This window comes from Rhizobium nepotum 39/7, from assembly GCF_000949865.1.
GTDB lineage: Bacteria > Pseudomonadota > Alphaproteobacteria > Rhizobiales > Rhizobiaceae > Agrobacterium > Agrobacterium nepotum.
Window position 1 is genome coordinate 25,030 of the sequence record NZ_JWJH01000017.1, and the last position, 16,795, is coordinate 41,824.

At 58.8% G+C, this 16,795-nt stretch carries 15 protein-coding genes and 1 tRNA gene; 11 read left to right on the forward strand and 5 right to left on the reverse strand.

The window, feature by feature from the left end; all coding sequences use genetic code 11:
* Positions 1-65: 65 nt before the first annotated feature.
* The 3 genes from RS75_RS17320 to RS75_RS17325 all read right to left on the reverse strand — a co-directional run bounded on the left by RS75_RS17320 (position 66) and on the right by RS75_RS17325 (position 1,551).
* The gene (locus tag RS75_RS17320; protein ID WP_045022555.1) at positions 66-737 is read right to left on the reverse strand and encodes a protein-L-isoaspartate O-methyltransferase family protein; all 672 of its coding nucleotides are present in this window, start codon (positions 735-737) and stop codon (positions 66-68) included.
* 279 nt (positions 738-1,016) lie between these two features.
* The gene (locus tag RS75_RS26900; protein ID WP_152643151.1) at positions 1,017-1,157 is read right to left on the reverse strand and encodes a hypothetical protein; all 141 of its coding nucleotides are present in this window, start codon (positions 1,155-1,157) and stop codon (positions 1,017-1,019) included.
* A gap of 320 nt (positions 1,158-1,477) precedes the next feature.
* A tRNA-Cys gene (locus RS75_RS17325) sits at positions 1,478-1,551 on the reverse strand.
* 228 nt (positions 1,552-1,779) lie between these two features.
* Here RS75_RS17325 and RS75_RS17330 point away from each other — a divergent pair.
* Positions 1,780-2,019, forward strand: a complete 240-nt coding sequence (locus tag RS75_RS17330; protein ID WP_045022556.1) for a hypothetical protein — start codon at positions 1,780-1,782, stop codon at positions 2,017-2,019.
* A gap of 31 nt (positions 2,020-2,050) precedes the next feature.
* Here RS75_RS17330 and RS75_RS25745 read toward each other — a convergent pair whose 3' ends face one another.
* The gene (locus tag RS75_RS25745; RefSeq protein ID WP_084687064.1) at positions 2,051-2,203 is read right to left on the reverse strand and encodes a DUF3309 family protein; all 153 of its coding nucleotides are present in this window, start codon (positions 2,201-2,203) and stop codon (positions 2,051-2,053) included.
* A gap of 579 nt (positions 2,204-2,782) precedes the next feature.
* Between RS75_RS25745 and RS75_RS17335 the strand changes: the two genes are divergently transcribed.
* Positions 2,783-3,070, forward strand: coding sequence for a hypothetical protein (locus tag RS75_RS17335; protein ID WP_045022557.1), 288 nt, complete (start codon positions 2,783-2,785; stop codon positions 3,068-3,070).
* Between the two features lie 84 nt (positions 3,071-3,154).
* Positions 3,155-3,400, forward strand: coding sequence for a DUF982 domain-containing protein (locus tag RS75_RS17340; RefSeq protein WP_003515635.1), 246 nt, complete (start codon positions 3,155-3,157; stop codon positions 3,398-3,400).
* Between the two features lie 508 nt (positions 3,401-3,908).
* On the opposite strand, the gene wrbA is transcribed toward RS75_RS17340, so the two are convergent.
* Positions 3,909-4,508, reverse strand: a complete 600-nt coding sequence (gene wrbA / locus RS75_RS17345; protein WP_045023151.1) for an NAD(P)H:quinone oxidoreductase type IV — start codon at positions 4,506-4,508, stop codon at positions 3,909-3,911.
* Between the two features lie 277 nt (positions 4,509-4,785).
* Here wrbA and RS75_RS17350 point away from each other — a divergent pair, with 277 nt between their 5' ends.
* The 8 genes from RS75_RS17350 (at position 4,786) to RS75_RS17385 (ending at position 16,591) form a co-directional block, all read left to right on the forward strand.
* Entirely contained in the window at positions 4,786-5,577 is a 792-nt protein-coding gene (locus RS75_RS17350; protein ID WP_045022559.1) for a competence/damage-inducible protein A, read from the forward strand.
* Positions 5,578-5,666: 89 nt separating this feature from the next.
* Positions 5,667-6,512 carry a universal stress protein gene (locus RS75_RS17355; protein ID WP_045022561.1) on the forward strand — a complete coding sequence of 282 codons (846 nt, stop codon included), beginning with the start codon at positions 5,667-5,669 and terminating at the stop codon, positions 6,510-6,512.
* Between the two features lie 294 nt (positions 6,513-6,806).
* On the forward strand, positions 6,807-7,304 hold the full coding sequence (gene gpt / locus RS75_RS17360) for a xanthine phosphoribosyltransferase (protein WP_045023153.1): 498 nt from the start codon (positions 6,807-6,809) through the stop codon (positions 7,302-7,304).
* A 678-nt stretch (positions 7,305-7,982) separates the two neighbouring features.
* Complete coding sequence (locus tag RS75_RS17365) at positions 7,983-11,801, forward strand: vitamin B12-dependent ribonucleotide reductase (protein WP_045022563.1); 3,819 nt, start codon at positions 7,983-7,985, stop codon at positions 11,799-11,801.
* Positions 11,802-12,115: 314 nt separating this feature from the next.
* A complete protein-coding gene (locus RS75_RS17370) occupies positions 12,116-13,330 on the forward strand; it encodes a nucleotidyltransferase domain-containing protein (protein WP_200893646.1) in 1,215 nt (404 codons plus the stop codon).
* The gene (locus RS75_RS17375; RefSeq protein ID WP_052679707.1) at positions 13,327-15,039 is read left to right on the forward strand and encodes a ThiF family adenylyltransferase; all 1,713 of its coding nucleotides are present in this window, start codon (positions 13,327-13,329) and stop codon (positions 15,037-15,039) included. Before RS75_RS17370 ends, RS75_RS17375 begins: the two co-directional genes overlap by 4 nt.
* Before the next feature lie 38 nt (positions 15,040-15,077).
* Positions 15,078-15,515, forward strand: a complete 438-nt coding sequence (locus RS75_RS17380; RefSeq protein ID WP_084687073.1) for a Mov34/MPN/PAD-1 family protein — start codon at positions 15,078-15,080, stop codon at positions 15,513-15,515.
* Complete coding sequence (locus RS75_RS17385) at positions 15,512-16,591, forward strand: SAVED domain-containing protein (protein ID WP_052679709.1); 1,080 nt, start codon at positions 15,512-15,514, stop codon at positions 16,589-16,591. The genes RS75_RS17380 and RS75_RS17385 overlap by 4 nt, the downstream gene beginning before the upstream one ends.
* Positions 16,592-16,795: the final 204 nt, after the last annotated feature.

Below are 16,795 nucleotides of genomic sequence, written 5' to 3' on the forward strand. Positions count from 1 at the left end.
AAAAACAAACGCCGGGGCGGAAAATCCACCCCGGCGTCAAAAACATGATGATCGCTTTTAAGGGATCAGAAAACGAATTCGGCCGCCTTGGCAAAACCGGGCAAAGGCTTGATCGAGGCGTTGAAAGAGGTGGCGGCCGATGTGCTGTTGCCGTCGCGGCGATAGACGGTGGCCTTTGCGGCATTACCGTATCCGACGACAACGACCAGACGTCCGCCGTCCCGCAGCTGATCGGTCAGCGCCGCCGGCACTTCCTCGGCCGAACCGTTGACGAAAACGAGGTCATAGGGCGCTTCACCCGCATAACCCTTTTCGAGATCGCCGGTAACGACGGCGACATTATCATATCCAAGCGAAGCCAGCGTCTCGGTCGCCTCTGCCGCCAGCGTCTCGTCGCATTCGAGAGAAACCACCGAACCGGCGAGCTGGGAAAGAATGGCCGCTGTATAACCGGCGCCGCCGCCGACTTCCAGCACCACGTCTTCCTTGGTCACGACCGCAAGCTGCAAGAGCTTCGCCAGCGGCGAGGCCTTCATGACATAACGGGCCGGACGGCCGTCCCGGGCGGGACAGATCTGCAGATCCTCGTCCACATAGGCAATCTGCCGCACGCCGGCCGGCACGAAAGCTTCGCGCGGCACGCTCAAAAACGCCTTCAGCACCGAATGCGACGTCACGTCGGTCGTGCGCAACTGGCTGTCGACCATATTGGCGCGTGCGGTTTCGAAATCCATCATATCGTTATCGCCTCAATTTCGCGGATGCCGGTCGGGAAGCCTCGGCTCCAAAAGCTCAAAACGGCGCGGGTTTCCCCCAGCCTTTAGACAATCTCATAATTGCCCAAGCCTGCGCTTTCAAGCGTGGTGAACGGGAAGTGCTGGAAAAAGCGAAATGGCGGGGATTTTTAGACCAGCAAGAACGTGAAAGACCGCAATAGGCATCGTCTTGACTCATCCCCAAACCAGAACATCGCTTGGCACGGCGGCGTGTGCCTTTCGGAAAATCACGGCGGGCGCTTACGGTCCGCCAGTTTCCTTTTCCTTCTTCGCTTGATCGTGGTGCCATTTGATGGCGAAGAACATGCCTGTGCCTAACACGAGAATCTTGAGCGGAAAGACGACTATAGGGAACCAATCTACCCAATCCCAATCCATCATTTTGAATATTTCCAAGCTATTACTTGACACTATCGATCATGACGATGGGCTACCTCAAAACTGCGGCTTCAACAACTTCAATCGATGCCTTCACCCAGGGTCTTTTTGACGCAGCCCTAACCGGCACGTCAGATCGTGGAGAAAATGAAATGGGATCGGATCGGATCGAAGCCGTTTCCAGCCGATGACGAGATGGGGGCACGAAATGGGGGCGTACTGCCAAACCGGCCAGAAGTGTGGCGGAACGGTTCAGGCCCATATTGCACATCTAGATAATAATGAAGGTATTTCAAATACTTGCTTCCGGTGAAGAAGCTGATTGGAGGCCTCGCCCGGAATTGAACCGGGGTACAAGGATTTGCAGTCCTCTGCGTCACCACTCCGCCACGAGGCCATCCGTGAGCGATTTTCGCTGTGGTGGCGGCGGTTTAGAATAATCCTAAACGATGTGCAAGAGGGTCATTCTGAATATGATCCTTTTTTATTCCGAATATCCGTTCTCGCCGCGGTCTTCGAACTGGCGCAGGTTCCCTCGCCTTCGCTCTCCCGATCAAGCACACAGACCCTGTTGACTCTCTTCCGAAATGAGAACATTTATAGAACAAATGAGAGAGCAAGACATATGTCGGACGCCGAGAAAATCATCGTAGTGCAGTTCAAAAAGGGGCGTTATGGGATTGTGCCGGGCGAAATGCGCCCCGCAACCAACGCGGCATCTGCCGAGAAAATGGCGGGTGCAATGGCGCCGCGTCACATCGGCGTTGCGGCTTATGCCGTCACCGTGGACGAGGAAAGCGGCAGCATGGCAAACCCGCGCCTGCTGGTGTCGCATGGGCAGATTTCCGACTTGATGCCGGACTGACTTACCGGCGCGACGGCAAACACCCGGTCGGTCAGATGCGACCGAGCAGGACCAGGATCAGGATGATGACCAGAACCAGGCCGAGGCCGCCCGAGGGGCCGTAGCCATAATTGTGGTAACCCCAGCTTGGCAGCGCGCCGATCAGGAAAAGAATGAGCAGGATGACAAGGATTGTGCCGAGCATGTTTAGCCCTCCAGTAATACTGTGTGTCCCGCCTGTTTTAATGGCGCAGCCCCGCAAAAGTTCCCTCATCTCCACTCGCTTCTGCACAGCCAGGAAAAGCCACCCCTTATCCGATTCAAAGGGTTAAACCTCGTATCCGGACAAGGCAGCGGGTCGCGCTCGGCGGAAAACGGTATTCCGGTCCCCTACACGACAAGATTATTTGCCGGGTAACAATATTGTATGGCCGCTGGCGATTCTCCGCCCTGCCCCTTGATCGACCATGACAGCGATTTATTCGAGGTGATTTCTCGCTCTATGTATGTCGCCGGTGGTTCGTCATACTAAGTCAAGTCGCCCGTTCCCTGAAACTGGCGGGAGACTGGGAGACCTGGTATCACTGGCAGTGCGCCAGGTCTCGCCTGTTTCATCTTCCGGCGCATCTGGTCTCCGGACAAGTTTCCGCCCCCTCCCGCTTTTCATCCTCAGCTTCCTCGTCTACGCTTTCCCGCGCTGGGTCGCGCGCGCGAATAGTTCTGGCTCAAGCCGGGAACCGTTGCGCCTCCATATCGTTTTCGCAAACGCACTTCGGAGGACAGGATGAAAACGCTCGTATCATCGGCCACTATCATGCTCGCGCTTACACTTGCGGGATGCACGACCACGGGGCCAGCGACCTATGTCGAGCCGATCCCCGGCAGCATCACCTATAAGGGCCAGCCGCGCACCAAGCTGACGAAATCGCCGATTGGCAGCACTTTCAGCCATGAATTCCGCATCGACGGCAGCACCCGGGCCGTGGAAACCTACCGCATCGCGCCCGACCGCTCGCTGGAACTCATCGACCGCCGCATCATTCGCGACTGGCTGTTCGGGCGCGACGACTGACCGCACCGCAAGCGGCCCTAAACAGGATTGCGCATCCCGCCCGCTTGGTTTAGAGCCGGGCACGACAACCAATACGGATAAGCGATGAACACGCGCTGGCAAAAACCCGTCCTGATCGCGTTTGAAACGCCGGGCGACTATACGAGCATCGAGACGACGCAGGCAGCGTCCTGGGCCATGATCGAGGATTGGCCGATAGAGGATGGCGATGCGCTGGACGCGGCGCTGCTGGTCTGCGCCGCCGTCGATGCCGGCAGGAAAAAACCGGAAGATGCGCGCAAGGCCTTCATCGCCGCCGCAATCGAGGCCGGCCTCGACATCAAGGCCTGACATATCGAAGTCTGACACCATCGACGCCGCCTGCGCCGCGAAAACGTCAAGACAACCGGCTTAAGGGATAAAAACAGATGGAAGCTTCCGCAAACATGAAAAAAGCCCTGTTCATTTTCCTGCTCTGCTGCCTCGCCATCGGCCTTCTCGGCCACCTCGTGGTCGCCTTCGTCGTCACCGGCTGAAGCGCCTGCCTCCCCTCCGTCAGCTGGCGGAGAGGCGAGACATTTTAAATTAGTAAAATTCACTCTTCTGTTATGGAACCGCGATAAACTCTGTCCGTTCTCTTTTCGCCCAACATACGGAGGATTGGAATGCGTGACGGATTAAACGGCTTTCTCGAAATTTCGATGCTCGGCTTCGTGATTGCAAGCTGCCTTTTCATGGTCAACCTGCCGATCTGACCCGCCTTAAAAAATCCCTCGCCTCCCGGAACCGGCGTCTTCAAATGCCGGGGTAAAGAAAATGCGGCCTTTCGGCCGCATTTCTTTTTTCAGTGAACGATCGCTCAAGCGGAAAGCTTGGCAGCCAGCTTGGCGACATGCGCGCCCTGATAGCGTGCAGCTTCCAGTTCGATCGCGGAAGGCTGGCGCGAGCCGTCACCGTCAGTGATCGTGGAGGCGCCATAGGGCGAGCCGCCCTTGATTTCATCGACGCCCATCTGACCCTGGAAAGCATAGGGCAGACCGACAACCGCCATGCCGTGGTGCAGGAAGGTGGGAATGAAACCGAGGATGGTCGATTCCTGACCGCCATGCTGCGTGGCTGATGAGGTAAACGCCGAGCCGACCTTGCCGACCAGCTTGCCGCCGAACCACAGGCCGCCGGTCTGGTCCCAGAAATTGCGCATCTGCGAGGCGACCGTGCCGAAGCGCGTGCCGGCGCCGACGATGATGGCGTCGTATTCGGCCAGTTCGTCAACGGTTGCGATCGGCGCCGCCTGATCCATCTTGAAGTGCGAGGACTTGGCGACGTCTTCCGGCACCAGTTCCGGAACCCGCTTCACGACGACTTCCGCACCTGCCGATTTCGCACCTTCCGCAACGGCGTAAGCCATCGTCTCGATGTGACCGTAAGAAGAATAATAGAGTACCAGAACTTTCGTCATTCTCTTTGTTTCCTTTGTTGGAACTGTTTCCGGCTTGACCGCCAGAAGCTTCTTCAAGAACTCGATGATCATCGGCGTTGGCCCGTCAAATGTATGTGGAGAAAAGGTAGCGAACTGGCCCGCATTCCGCCAGCCGGGGATTGGCATACGCACTGTTCACGATAAGTGAACGAAAAGCCGGAACGTCAACTGTTTGCAAAAAGACATTTTTCCGAAACCGCTTTGCATTCCTCGGACGGGGGACTAACGTCGGTCAAAACAGCTGACGAGTACAACCATGTCCAACCCTTCCCCCACCACATCCGTCGTAACCGCCGCCATGCTCGCCATCGGCGACGAGCTGCTGTCGGGGCGCACCAAGGACAAGAATATCGGGCATCTCGCAGATGTTCTCACCATGTCCGGCATAGACCTGAAGGAAGTACGCATCGTCGCCGACGAGGAGGACGCGATCGTCGAGGCGCTGAACGCTCTGCGCGCCCGCTATGATTATGTGTTCACCTCCGGCGGCATCGGCCCGACCCATGACGACATCACGGCGGATGCGGTCTCGGTGGCATTCGGCCTGCCCTGCGAGCACGATGCCGAGGCGCTGCGCATTCTGGGCGATATGTACCGCGTCCGCGAGATGGAGTTCACCGAGGCGCGCAAGCGCATGGCCCGCATGCCGAGAGGCGCCAGCCACATCGCCAATCCCGTTTCGGTCGCCCCCGGCTTCGTCATCGGCAATGTCCATGTCATGGCCGGCGTTCCGCAGGTGTTTCAGGCCATGCTCGACAATGTCATGCCCACATTGCGCACCGGCGCGAAGATCATGTCGCAAGCGGTGCGTTCTCCCTATGGCGAAGGTGATATCGGGACGCCGCTGACGGCCGTGCAGAAGGCGCATCCCGAAACAAGCATCGGTTCCTACCCGAAATATGACGGACAGCGTTTTTCGACTGAGATCGTCGTGCGCGCCCGCGACGCCGCCGTCCTGAAAGCGGCGGCGGATGCGGTGGCCGCGATGATCGAATCCATCGGCCAGGAAAAAAGTCTGGCGGCCGGCAGTGGCGATGCAACCGCCTGAGACGGAAACGGGTTGACCAATATCAAGGTGGCCTCCGGCAAAGGAAGCCACTCTCCCCACAGAAACGACGTGTCACCGAGGAGAGAGAAATGGGTTACAAAACGATACTGGCAGTGGTCGACAATGTTGCGAACACGCAAAAGCTCGGCGAATTCGTAGTAAGTCTTGCCGACCAGTTTTCCTCGCATGTGATCGGCCTGCATATGGAAACACTCGCTGCCGTTCCGCTCGTCGCGCCGATGGAAATCCCCGACCCCGCCACCGTCCAGGTGCTTCAGGACGTGGCGCACAAGGAAACCACCGATGTCGGGACCCTTTTCGAGCGCACGCTGTCCGCCAACGGCATCTCGCATGAGTGGCGCAGCTTCGTAACCTCGGTGGGTTACGCCTCCGCATCGGCAATCGACAGCGCGCGTTGCACTGATCTCATCGTCGCCCGCCAGAGCAGCGCCTCGGCGCTGTCCGACAGCCGCTCCGACATCGACAGTTTTCTTTATGAAAGCGGTCGCCCCGTTCTCCTCGTGCCGCATGTGCTGACGGCGGCCAAACCGATCAAGCGCGTGCTGATTGCCTGGAACGGCTCCCGCGAGGCGACACGCGCCACTTTCGATGCCCTGCCCTTCCTGATTGCGGCGGATAGCGTCGAGATCTTCTCCGTCGATCAGGCCGAGAGCGAAACGCAATCCTCTGGCCTCGCCGGCGCCGAACTGGCCGCGACACTCGCCCGCCACGGCGTCAATGTAACGGTAACCTCGCAGGAAAAGATTGCCGGCGTCTCACCGCAGACCGCGATCGAAAACAAGCTGTCCGACAACAGCATCGACCTTCTGGTCATGGGCGCTTACGGCCATTCCCGCTGGTGGGAGCTGCTGTTCGGCGGTGTGACGCGCACGCTGCTCGATTCCATGACGGCAATGACGCTGCTGTCCCGGTAAAACGCATGCAGTGAGGTTTGAATGTGGGCGAGCGGGTGCGGCTTGTTTCTTCTCCCCGCCGGAGAGAAGGTCGCGGCAGCGGGATGAGGGGGCGACGGCAGAGATGGACCGAGAGCTATCCCCCTCATCCGGCCCTTCGGGCCACCTTCTCCCCGGCGGGGAGAAGAAACGGGCGGCATTCGCGCATTTCATATGTGATTGGCCTCAAGGACTTTGCGCGGAAAGCTTGCCTTTTTGCAGGTCTTGCGGCTATTAGCCAAAGCCATCGACAATTTTGACCAGATGGTAGACGACATGTCCCTTCCCGATAAAGCATTTCCCGTATCCTGGGACCAGTTCCACCGCGATGCCCGCGCACTTGCCTGGCGTCTTGCCGGCCTTGACCGGGAGTTCCGTGCGATCGTCTGCATTACCCGCGGCGGTCTCGTGCCGGCGGCGATTATTTCGCGCGAACTGAACATCCGCATGATCGATACGGTCTGCATCGCCACCCGCCACGATTACGTCAACCAGGGCGACACGGTTCTCCTGAAGGGCGTCGCGCCGGAACTAATGGCTGACAGCGGCGAAGGCGTGCTCGTCGTGGACGATCTGACCGACACTGGCAAAACGGCGCTGGAAGTACGCGAAATGTTGCCGAAGGCGCATTTCGCTTGCGTTTACGCCAAGCCGAAGGGCGTGCCGACCATCGACACCTTCGTCACCGAAGTCAGCCAGGACACCTGGATCTATTTTCCCTGGGACATGGGTTTCACCTATCAGGAGCCGATCGCCAAGGGATCGCACGGCTGATCACTCGCCACAGCCAGGAATCAAGTCTGAAAAGCCGTCCCGCCGGGGCGGCTTTTTTGTGTGGAAATGCTTTTTTGACGACAGTGAAAAAACACGGAAAAACCGCAGTGTCGCCTTTATGCCTCACCCCGGAAATGCGGGGTTTTTGCTTTCCGTTGCGGAAACCAGCCCCGCACAAGCTTCAAAGTTCCGTGCCAAGTCACTGATTTTTTTGAACGCTTTCGCTATCCCCGTTTTCCACAGGCACTTCACACAATATCTTGTGGTTAAAAAACGGTTTCAATCTATGTCTTGACGAATCTATGCTGCGGGAGGAAAGTGACAGTTATGTTGCGGCGGCAACGGATCGGAAAGTAACGAGGCCGGTCCCTCTCAATTTCAGTTCGCAGGTCCAGAAGAGGCGTCCCGGCCATCAGGGGGCGGTTCGCCGGTGGATTTCGCGTGCCGTTCGGGAAGCGCCAAAAACATGACGCGGGGACTGGCGGCAGGAAGCTGTTGATACTATATTTAGTATCACATACGATGCTTGCAGCCGAATAAGCCACGAGATACAGGGATCACATCCAAGGATGAACATCCCTTACAGATCGGCAACAACCGGCTGCGCGCAGAGTTCGCACGGCTGGACCGGATTTTTGCGCCCTTTGCCGGGCGCCCAATGGACGAGGACAGGAAACCATGCGCATTGAACGCCGCTTCACGAAGCCCGGCCAATCGCCTTACGCGGAAATCGACTTCCGCAAGGCCGTCAGTGAAATCAAGAACCCTGATGGATCCGTCGTGTTCCGTCTGGCGGATATCGACGTTCCCGTGCAGTTCAGCCAGGTTGCCACCGACGTTCTGGCGCAGAAATATTTCCGCAAGGCCGGCGTGCCGAAGGTTCTGAGAAAGGTCGAGGAAAACGACGTTCCTTCCTTCCTCTGGCGTTCGGTTGCCGATGAGAAAGCCCTGAAAGACGTGCCCGAGGCCGAGCGTTCCGGCTCCGAGACCGATGCGCGCCAGGTTTTCGACCGCCTGGCCGGCACCTGGACCTACTGGGGCTGGAAGGGCAAATATTTCTCCTCCGAGGAAGATGCCCTCGCCTTCCGTGACGAGCTTGCCTATATGCTCGCCACCCAGCGTGTCGCCCCCAACAGCCCGCAATGGTTCAACACCGGCCTGCACTGGGCTTACGGCATTGACGGCCCCGGCCAGGGCCACTTCTATGTCGATCCCTTCACCGGCAAGCTGACCAAGTCCAAATCCGCCTACGAACATCCGCAGCCGCATGCCTGCTTCATCCAGTCCGTCGAAGACGATCTGGTCAATGAAGGCGGCATCATGGACCTTTGGGTGCGTGAAGCACGCCTGTTCAAATACGGCTCCGGCACCGGCTCCAACTTCTCCTATCTGCGCGGCGAAGGCGAGAAGCTTTCCGGCGGCGGCAAGTCCTCCGGCCTTATGAGCTTCCTCAAGATCGGCGACCGCGCTGCCGGCGCCATCAAGTCCGGCGGCACCACCCGCCGTGCGGCCAAGATGGTCGTCGTTGACGCCGACCATCCGGATATCGAAGCCTATATCGACTGGAAGGTGAAGGAAGAGCAGAAGGTTGCCGCCCTCGTCACCGGTTCCAAGATCGTTGCGCGCCATCTGAAGGCGATCATGAAGGCCTGCGTGAATTGCGAGGCCGACAACAGCGATTGCTTCGATCCAGCTAAAAACCCGGCCCTGAAGCGCGAAATCCGCGCTGCCAAGAGGGATCAGGTTCCGGAGAACTACGTCAAGCGCGTCATCCAGTTCGCCCAACAGGGTTACAAGGACATCGACTTCAAGACCTACGACACGGACTGGGATTCGGAAGCCTATCTCACTGTTTCCGGCCAGAACTCCAACAACTCGGTCTCGCTGAAGGACGACTTCCTGCGCGCCGTTGAAAATGACGGCGACTGGAACCTGATCGCCCGCCGCGACGGCCGGGTGATGAAGACGCTGAAGGCCCGCGACCTCTGGGAAAAGATTTCCCACGCCGCTTGGGCGTCGGCCGATCCGGGCCTGCACTTCAACACCACCATGAACGACTGGCATACCTCGCCGGCCGCCGGTCCGATCCGCGCCTCCAACCCGTGCTCGGAATACATGTTCCTCGACGACACGGCCTGCAACCTTGCCTCGCTGAACCTGCTGCAGTTCAAGGATCAGGCGACGAAGCGCATCGACATCGCCGATTACGAACATGCCGTGCGCCTGTGGACCGTCGTTCTCGAAGTCTCGGTCATGATGGCGCAGTTCCCCTCGCGCCAGATTGCCGAACGCTCCTACGAATACCGCACGCTCGGCCTCGGTTACGCCAATATTGGCGGCCTCCTGATGTCGTCGGGCATTCCCTATGACAGCGACGAAGGCCGCGCGATCGCAGGTGCGCTGACCGCGATCATGACGGGTGTTTCCTACGCCACCTCGGCTGAAATGGCCGGCGAGCTTGGCCCCTTCCCGGGCTTTGCGCCGAACCGCGAAAACATGCTGCGCGTCATCCGCAACCACCGCCGCGCCGCCCATGGCCTGTCCGATGGTTATGAGGGCCTGTCGGTCAACCCGGTCGCGCTCATCCATGCCGATTGCACGGATCAGGACCTCGTCGCCCATGCCACCGCCGCCTGGGACAAGGCGCTGGAGCTTGGCGAAAAGCACGGTTACCGCAACGCCCAGACCACCGTCATCGCGCCGACAGGCACGATCGGCCTCGTGATGGATTGCGACACGACCGGCATCGAGCCCGACTTCGCGCTGGTGAAATTCAAGAAGCTCGCCGGCGGCGGTTACTTCAAGATCATCAACCGCGCCGTTCCGGATGCGCTGCGTTCGCTCGGTTACTCCGAAAGCCAGATCGCCGAGATCGAGGCCTATGCGGTCGGCCACGGCAACCTGAACCAGGCGCCCGCCATCAACCCCTCGACGCTGAAGGCCAAGGGCTTCACCGACGAGAAGATCGATGCCGTCAATTCAGCGCTGAAAAGCGCCTTCGACATCAAGTTCGTCTTCAACCAGTGGACGCTCGGCGCTGACTTCCTCAAGGGCACGCTGAAGGTTTCCGACGAGCAGCTCTCCGACATCAGCTTCAACCTGCTGGAGCATCTCGGTTTTGCGAAGAAGGACATCGAGGCGGCAAATGTGCATGTTTGCGGTGCGATGACGCTGGAAAGCGCGCCGTTCCTCAAGAACGAACACCTGCCTGTCTTCGATTGCGCCAACCCCTGCGGCAAGATCGGCAAGCGTTACCTCTCGGTCGAATCCCACATCCGCATGATGGCGGCGGCACAGCCGTTCATCTCGGGCGCGATCTCCAAGACGATCAACATGCCGAACGATGCAACGGTAGAAGATTGCGGCAGCGCCTACATGCTGTCCTGGAAGCTGGCGCTGAAGGCCAACGCCCTTTACCGCGATGGCTCCAAGCTTTCCCAGCCGCTCAACTCCTCGCTGGTCGAAGACGAGGACGAGGAAGACCTGATCGAGGAACTGATCCAGCAGCCGCTAGCACAGCAGGCCGTGACGATCACCGAAAAGATCGTCGAGCGTGTCATCGAACGCGTCTCCCGCGAGCGTGAAAAGCTGCCGAACCGCCGTCAGGGTTACACCCAGAAGGCAACGGTCGGCGGTCACAAGGTCTATCTGCGCACCGGCGAATTCGGTGATGGCCGCATCGGCGAAATCTTCATCGACATGCACAAGGAAGGTGCTGCCTTCCGTGCGATGATGAACAACTTCGCCATCGCGATTTCGCTTGGCCTGCAATATGGCGTGCCGCTGGAAGAATATGTGGAGGCCTTCACCTTCACCAAGTTCGAACCGGCCGGCATGGTGCAGGGCAACGACGCGATCAAGAACGCCACCTCGATCCTCGACTACGTGTTCCGCGAACTCGCCGTCTCCTATCTCGGCCGTCACGATCTCGCCCATGTCGATACGTCGGATTTCTCCAATACCGCACTCGGCAAGGGTATCCAGGAAGGCAAGACCAATCTCCTGTCCACCGGCTGGACACGCGGTTACAAGCCGACGCTGGTTTCCAGCAACGAAGGCGAACGCGCCGGTTCCGAGCCGAAGGGTTCGGCAACGGCAGCCCCCGCCCGCGCCTCGACCAACGTCACCTCCTTTGCAGGCTCAGCCGCCCGCAAGCTGGAACCGACCGTCTCCATCACCACCTCGGAAATCGTCTCCTTCAAGCGCGATTATGAAGAGCGCGCCAAGGAACTGGCGGGAGAGATTGCCGAAGAGGTAATCGACGACGTGGTCCAGGAAGCCAAACAGACCGCCACCGCCCTCTTCTCCGACAAGGCCGCAGCAGACGCCGCATCGGCCAAGGCGGAAGCCAAGAAGAAGGAAAACGAACGCCGCATGCGCTCGATCGCTCAAGGCTACACCGGCAACATGTGCTCGGAATGCCAGAACTTCACGATGGTGCGCAATGGCACTTGTGAGAAGTGCGATACTTGCGGTGCGACGAGCGGTTGCAGCTGAGATAGCTGTGGATAAAATTGGATGGCCCCCACTGAAAAGTCATAAAGTGGGGGTCTGGAGTCACAAAAGTGGGATGTGAAGAGTCATAAATCGGCTTCCAAGCTATCCAATTCTGCGACCACAATTAAAAAAATCATAAGTTTCAGACACTTATGAGAATGCCGATTTTTAAGGGCGAAACTCGCCGAGGCACTAACGTCTACTTCCGGGCACTGAAAGGTGCCCGGAAAATGCCCCTCAGAACAAACAGTGAAACCAAGCAAGAGCTGTAGTTAAGTCACCTTGTGCACGCGTAACCATGAGGTCTCCCAGTCATGAACATGCATGTGAATTCCATCGAAGCATTCCTCGATGCCCTCCGGCAGGAGCTCGAGGTCCCGGATCATCGATACGAGCAGGCGGAGAGAAGCTACACATCGCTCGCGAACTGGCTTCACCGCGACGGCAGCACGGTCAGCCGATACGATCCTCAGGTCTACTGCCAGGGATCCTTTCGGCTGGGGACCGCCATCCGTCCACACACCGAGGCCGAAGAGTACGACGTCGATTCCGTTGTCGAGTTGCGATTGCTGACGAAGCGTGAGAAGACACAATACCAGCTCAAACTTATGCTTGGTGCTGAGATACACGCCTACCACGACGCTATGGACATGCTCAAACCGGTCCGCGAAGGCAACCGGTGCTGGATCCTCGACTATGCCGACGGTGCCCAGTTCCATATGGACATCGTTCCCGCGGTTCCGAACCATAACCAGCACTACATGCTTCTCAATTCTTTGTCTCTCGACACCAGATGGGCGTCGACGGCAATCTCCATCACCGACAGGCGGGAACCGAACTACAAGCTGCTGACTGATACCTGGCCCCGTTCGAATCCCAAAGGCTACGCAAGCTGGTTTGCATCAAGGCAGGCGATCGTCTTCGAGCGCCGTCATCGCGTCGCTCTCGACAACATGCGGAAGCAGGGACTCATCACCGCAAGCGTGGAGCACCTTCCTACTTTCAAGGTGAAGACGCCGCTCCAGTCCGCGATCATGATCCTGAAGCGGCATCGCGACAACATGTTCGCGCGCGACCTGGACATGCGACCGATTTCCGTAATCATCACCACCCTTGCGGCGCACGCCTACAACAACCAGGACACCATATCCGGAGCGCTCTTCGCTATTCTGAACGACATGGACAAGTTCATCGTCCACGATGGCATCAGATGGATAGTCGCGAACCCCACCGACCCTTTGGAGAATTTCGCCGATAAGTGGAACCGAGAGCCTCAGAAGAAGGCCGCATTCGACGCTTGGCTTCGCCAGGCAAGGATCGATTTCCATGCGGCGGCACAAGCCTCCACGTTGAAGGACATGGCGGATGCGCTTAACCCTCGCATGGGATACGCGTTATCCATGCGGGCGATGGATCGGCTCACGGGCGGCTCTCGACTGTTGCGGTCCGCCACCACTGCAGGGGCTGCAACGGCACCGAGCTTTGCGAATGCCGAGCGCCGTCCGTCGAAACCCCAGGGCTATGCATGATCTGGTGGTGGCAGGACCAGCAGAGGGCAAGAGCTGAGAAGGCGGCGTTTGTCGCCCTCCAGGAGGAGAACGACTGGGTGGCGAACGTGCGTACGAAGCACCTCGCCGACTACCAGCTCTGCGTCGACGTCGACCTCGTGCATGGCGGAGAGACCTTCAGGCTCGCTGTGATCTATCCCAGCACTTTCCCCGACACTCCACCTGTCGTGATGCCTCATGACGATAAGCGGCTGTCCATTCATCAATACGGTCCGGGCGGCGAACTCTGCCTGCAGTGGCGTCCAGACAACTGGGACCCCGCCGTCACCGGAGCGATGATGGTGGAGAGCGCCTACGGCCTGATCTCTGGTGAGCGCCCTGCAGACGGACAGCCGGGCACAGTGCCATCGGCGCACCGTTCGACACTTGCCGGGGAACTGCGGTTCGAGACGTGGAGACTGATGGTCCCGGAAGGTGCATGGGCATCCCTACAAGGCCAGTTCCCGGAGGCGGTTCTGCAGATCGCGGTGACGATGACTGTCCGCAGGACACAAAGAGTTGCCCACCTCACTTCGATCGGCGCGCCCGGCTCCGAGATATGGAAGATACCCCGGCCAGCCCCGGACGCGCCAGGCAAGCGTCTCGGTTACCTCTTGCGAACTGGGCAGAACATGGATGCCCTTGCTCTGCACCGTGGCGGGTTCTTCGAAGACATAACAGATCGAGTTCCCGAGCTCGCTTCGCTCCTCAAAGGCCCGGAGTGGCCGTTCATCATTCTCCTGGAGCAGAACGGACGACGAACTGCATTCGACATCGTTCGCAAGGAGGGTCATCCGTTTCTCATTCCCTACAGGATCGTAGAAGAGGAAGAGCTGTCGAAGCGATCCGCATCGAATCGAGATGCCGTCTCCATGAACCGCGTTGCGATTGTCGGTTGCGGTTCGATCGGCTCAAAGATCGCCGCATCGCTCGCACGCGCAGGTGTCAGGAAGTTCGTTCTCGTAGACGAGGACATCTTCCTCACTGGAAACCTCGTTCGCAATGAACTGGATGCCTGGGCGATCGGTTGGCACAAAGTGGATTCGCTTGCCGACCGGATCGGGCAGCTAGCGACGGATACTGACATCACCCTGCATCGAATCGAGCTGGGCAGCCAGACGTCTTCGCTGCTCATGGAGTCGGTGTTGGAAGCAATCGGGGAAGCCGATCTCATCATCGATGCGACGGCTGACCCGACTTCATTCAATCTCTGTGGAGGAGCGGCCAGGCGGCACCGGAAGCGAATGATCTGGGCCGAAGTATACGGCGGTGGGATCGGCGGGCTTGTGGCCCGGGCACGTCCGGATATCGATCCCCCTCCGATCGAGGCGCGCAGCCAGATTTCGAAGTGGTGCGACGACCGCGCCACCCCGTGGGAGTTCCAGCGTGGAAATCCTTACGATGCCAACGGAGACGAAGGCGTTTCTTTTATTGCAGACGACGCCGATGTCTCCGTCGTGGCCGCCCACGCGACACGGGTCGCGCTCGACATCCTCCAGGGAGGCGAAACGGCTTTCCCTCATTCGGCCTACATGATCGGCTTGAAGAAGGCTTGGATCTTCGAGGCTCCATTCGATACTTGGCCAATCGACCTCGCGCCGATTGGCCCATGGCAGGATCCGCGGGCGAACCCCGATTCCGGAGATATCGCCGGACTGATGGCAGACATGATCGATGAGGACGCTCTGTGACAGTGGAGCTTGTCCTCCCCTTCCCGATAGTCGGCCGGATGAAAGTCAGTCTTGATCGCGCCGGGGGTCGTGAAATCGGAGGCGTGCTGATGGCGCGTCAGATCGTGCCCGGATGCTTCGAGATCGTCGATTTTTCGGTCGATGAACTGACGGGAGAACGGGCACACTTCGTGCGCGACCCTGCTCTCCACGACGGGTTTCTCGACGAGTTCTTCGAGCGGACCGGGCGCGACTACACGAATTACAACTACATCGGAGAATGGCATTCGCATCCCAATCTCCCGGTCACTCCGAGCATCACCGATCTCGGCAGCATGGAGGACCTCGTCAATGGTGAGCGAGACATTCCGTTCGCGGCGCTTCTTGTCGTCAGGTCGGACGATCCTTCTGAATTTACAGCAACCGCTACATTCCATCAGCGCGGGATGCCCCCTGTTCCCGCTCGCATCCTGTGCACGAACCAGAGACATCAATGAGTAGAGAAACCTTCGACTGGGCCTTACGTGAGTTCGTTCGTTTTCTGTTGCGGTCTAAAGGATTCGAAGTTCGAATTGCCGCAGGCTGCGTGCCCATCCTCGTCACGCTGCTGGGTTGGAACTGGGCCGTCAAGTTAGCCGCGCCGGATGGCTACTCCATCGAGATGGGATCCACGAATGCCATTCCCGAATGGATCCAATGGCCCTTGGTCGCGCTTTTCTCCGCAATCCTCACCTTCTGCGTCTTCATTGCATGGCGGCGCTTCGTCCGCGACAACGAGCTGCGGAACAGGAAGAAGGTCATCGTCATCGAAGGACGCGGGTTACGAGAAGATGATGGATCCCCGCTGACCGAGGCGGTGCCCGCAGAAATCGTCGGTAGTCGTATCGGGGTCCTGCTGGATCTCCGGCAGCGCAAGGATGGCGTAGTTGTTGATCCCGAAGAGCTGCTGCTTGACGTCGACAGTGCCCGAAGGCAGGTCCAGCAGCACGCGAAGCACGGTGATAGCCGAGACGTAACGCTGGTCTACGGCGGCTTGACCCCGGTCCCTTTCACCTTTCTCTCAGGTGTTGTCTTCGATGACGAGGGGCGGATCGTCGTCATGGATTGGGACAGGACCCGCGAAGCTTGGCGCAGCCTCAACAGCGATGATGATGGCCAGCGATTTGAAGTCGAAGGTCTTGATGGGATCGAGAGTGTGAAAGAGGTCGTTCTCGCAGTTTCGATCTCATACCAGGTGCGTTCTGAGAACATCGCGACGACTTTCAGTCATCCGGTCGTCCGCATGACAATGCCGGACCTTGCATCGTCGTATTGGTCACAGGCGAAGCAGAACGCACTCGCGACACAGTTCTTCGAGGTTGCCAAGCTCCTTGAGGCGAAAGGCGTAACCATCATCCACCTGCTCCTGGCCGGACAGAACAGCGTGGTGTTCAATCTCGCCCGCCGATACGACAAGCGAAACCTTCCTGATGTGATCGTTTATCAGTACGAAGGCGACAATCTGAAGAAGTTTCCCTGGGGAGTCAGGATGCCGGTCCACGGACAGCGAGCCCCATCGATCGTGCGGACTTGAAACCTGATGGAGAGATGCCGAAGTGCGGTTGCCGGAAACGTGCTTAACCTATCGTCAGCACTTTAGAGGATAACGACGCAACAGAAGTCCTTCAGCCTGCAGAAGAAGTTCTCGACGGTGTCGCTGGGCGTAGAGCGCCCGGTCGTGCTCGATCTGGACCTCGCGGCTCTTCTTCGTCGGAACGACGCCACGCTCCGCGCAGCC

What these genes read in the sequence shown, in the direction of transcription:
- RS75_RS17320 (WP_045022555.1), bottom strand. Translation starts at nt 737, where the DNA reads ATGATGGATTTCGAAACCGCACGCGCCAATATGGTCGACAGCCAGTTG.
- RS75_RS26900 (WP_152643151.1), bottom strand. Translation starts at nt 1,157, where the DNA reads ATGATGGATTGGGATTGGGTAGATTGGTTCCCTATAGTCGTCTTTCCG.
- RS75_RS17330 (WP_045022556.1), top strand. Translation starts at nt 1,780, where the DNA reads ATGTCGGACGCCGAGAAAATCATCGTAGTGCAGTTCAAAAAGGGGCGT.
- RS75_RS25745 (WP_084687064.1), bottom strand. Translation starts at nt 2,203, where the DNA reads ATGCTCGGCACAATCCTTGTCATCCTGCTCATTCTTTTCCTGATCGGC.
- RS75_RS17335 (WP_045022557.1), top strand. Translation starts at nt 2,783, where the DNA reads ATGAAAACGCTCGTATCATCGGCCACTATCATGCTCGCGCTTACACTT.
- RS75_RS17340 (WP_003515635.1), top strand. Translation starts at nt 3,155, where the DNA reads ATGAACACGCGCTGGCAAAAACCCGTCCTGATCGCGTTTGAAACGCCG.
- wrbA (WP_045023151.1), bottom strand. Translation starts at nt 4,508, where the DNA reads ATGACGAAAGTTCTGGTACTCTATTATTCTTCTTACGGTCACATCGAG.
- RS75_RS17350 (WP_045022559.1), top strand. Translation starts at nt 4,786, where the DNA reads ATGTCCAACCCTTCCCCCACCACATCCGTCGTAACCGCCGCCATGCTC.
- RS75_RS17355 (WP_045022561.1), top strand. Translation starts at nt 5,667, where the DNA reads ATGGGTTACAAAACGATACTGGCAGTGGTCGACAATGTTGCGAACACG.
- gpt (WP_045023153.1), top strand. Translation starts at nt 6,807, where the DNA reads ATGTCCCTTCCCGATAAAGCATTTCCCGTATCCTGGGACCAGTTCCAC.
- RS75_RS17365 (WP_045022563.1), top strand. Translation starts at nt 7,983, where the DNA reads ATGCGCATTGAACGCCGCTTCACGAAGCCCGGCCAATCGCCTTACGCG.
- RS75_RS17370 (WP_200893646.1), top strand. Translation starts at nt 12,116, where the DNA reads ATGAACATGCATGTGAATTCCATCGAAGCATTCCTCGATGCCCTCCGG.
- RS75_RS17375 (WP_052679707.1), top strand. Translation starts at nt 13,327, where the DNA reads ATGATCTGGTGGTGGCAGGACCAGCAGAGGGCAAGAGCTGAGAAGGCG.
- RS75_RS17380 (WP_084687073.1), top strand. Translation starts at nt 15,078, where the DNA reads ATGAAAGTCAGTCTTGATCGCGCCGGGGGTCGTGAAATCGGAGGCGTG.
- RS75_RS17385 (WP_052679709.1), top strand. Translation starts at nt 15,512, where the DNA reads ATGAGTAGAGAAACCTTCGACTGGGCCTTACGTGAGTTCGTTCGTTTT.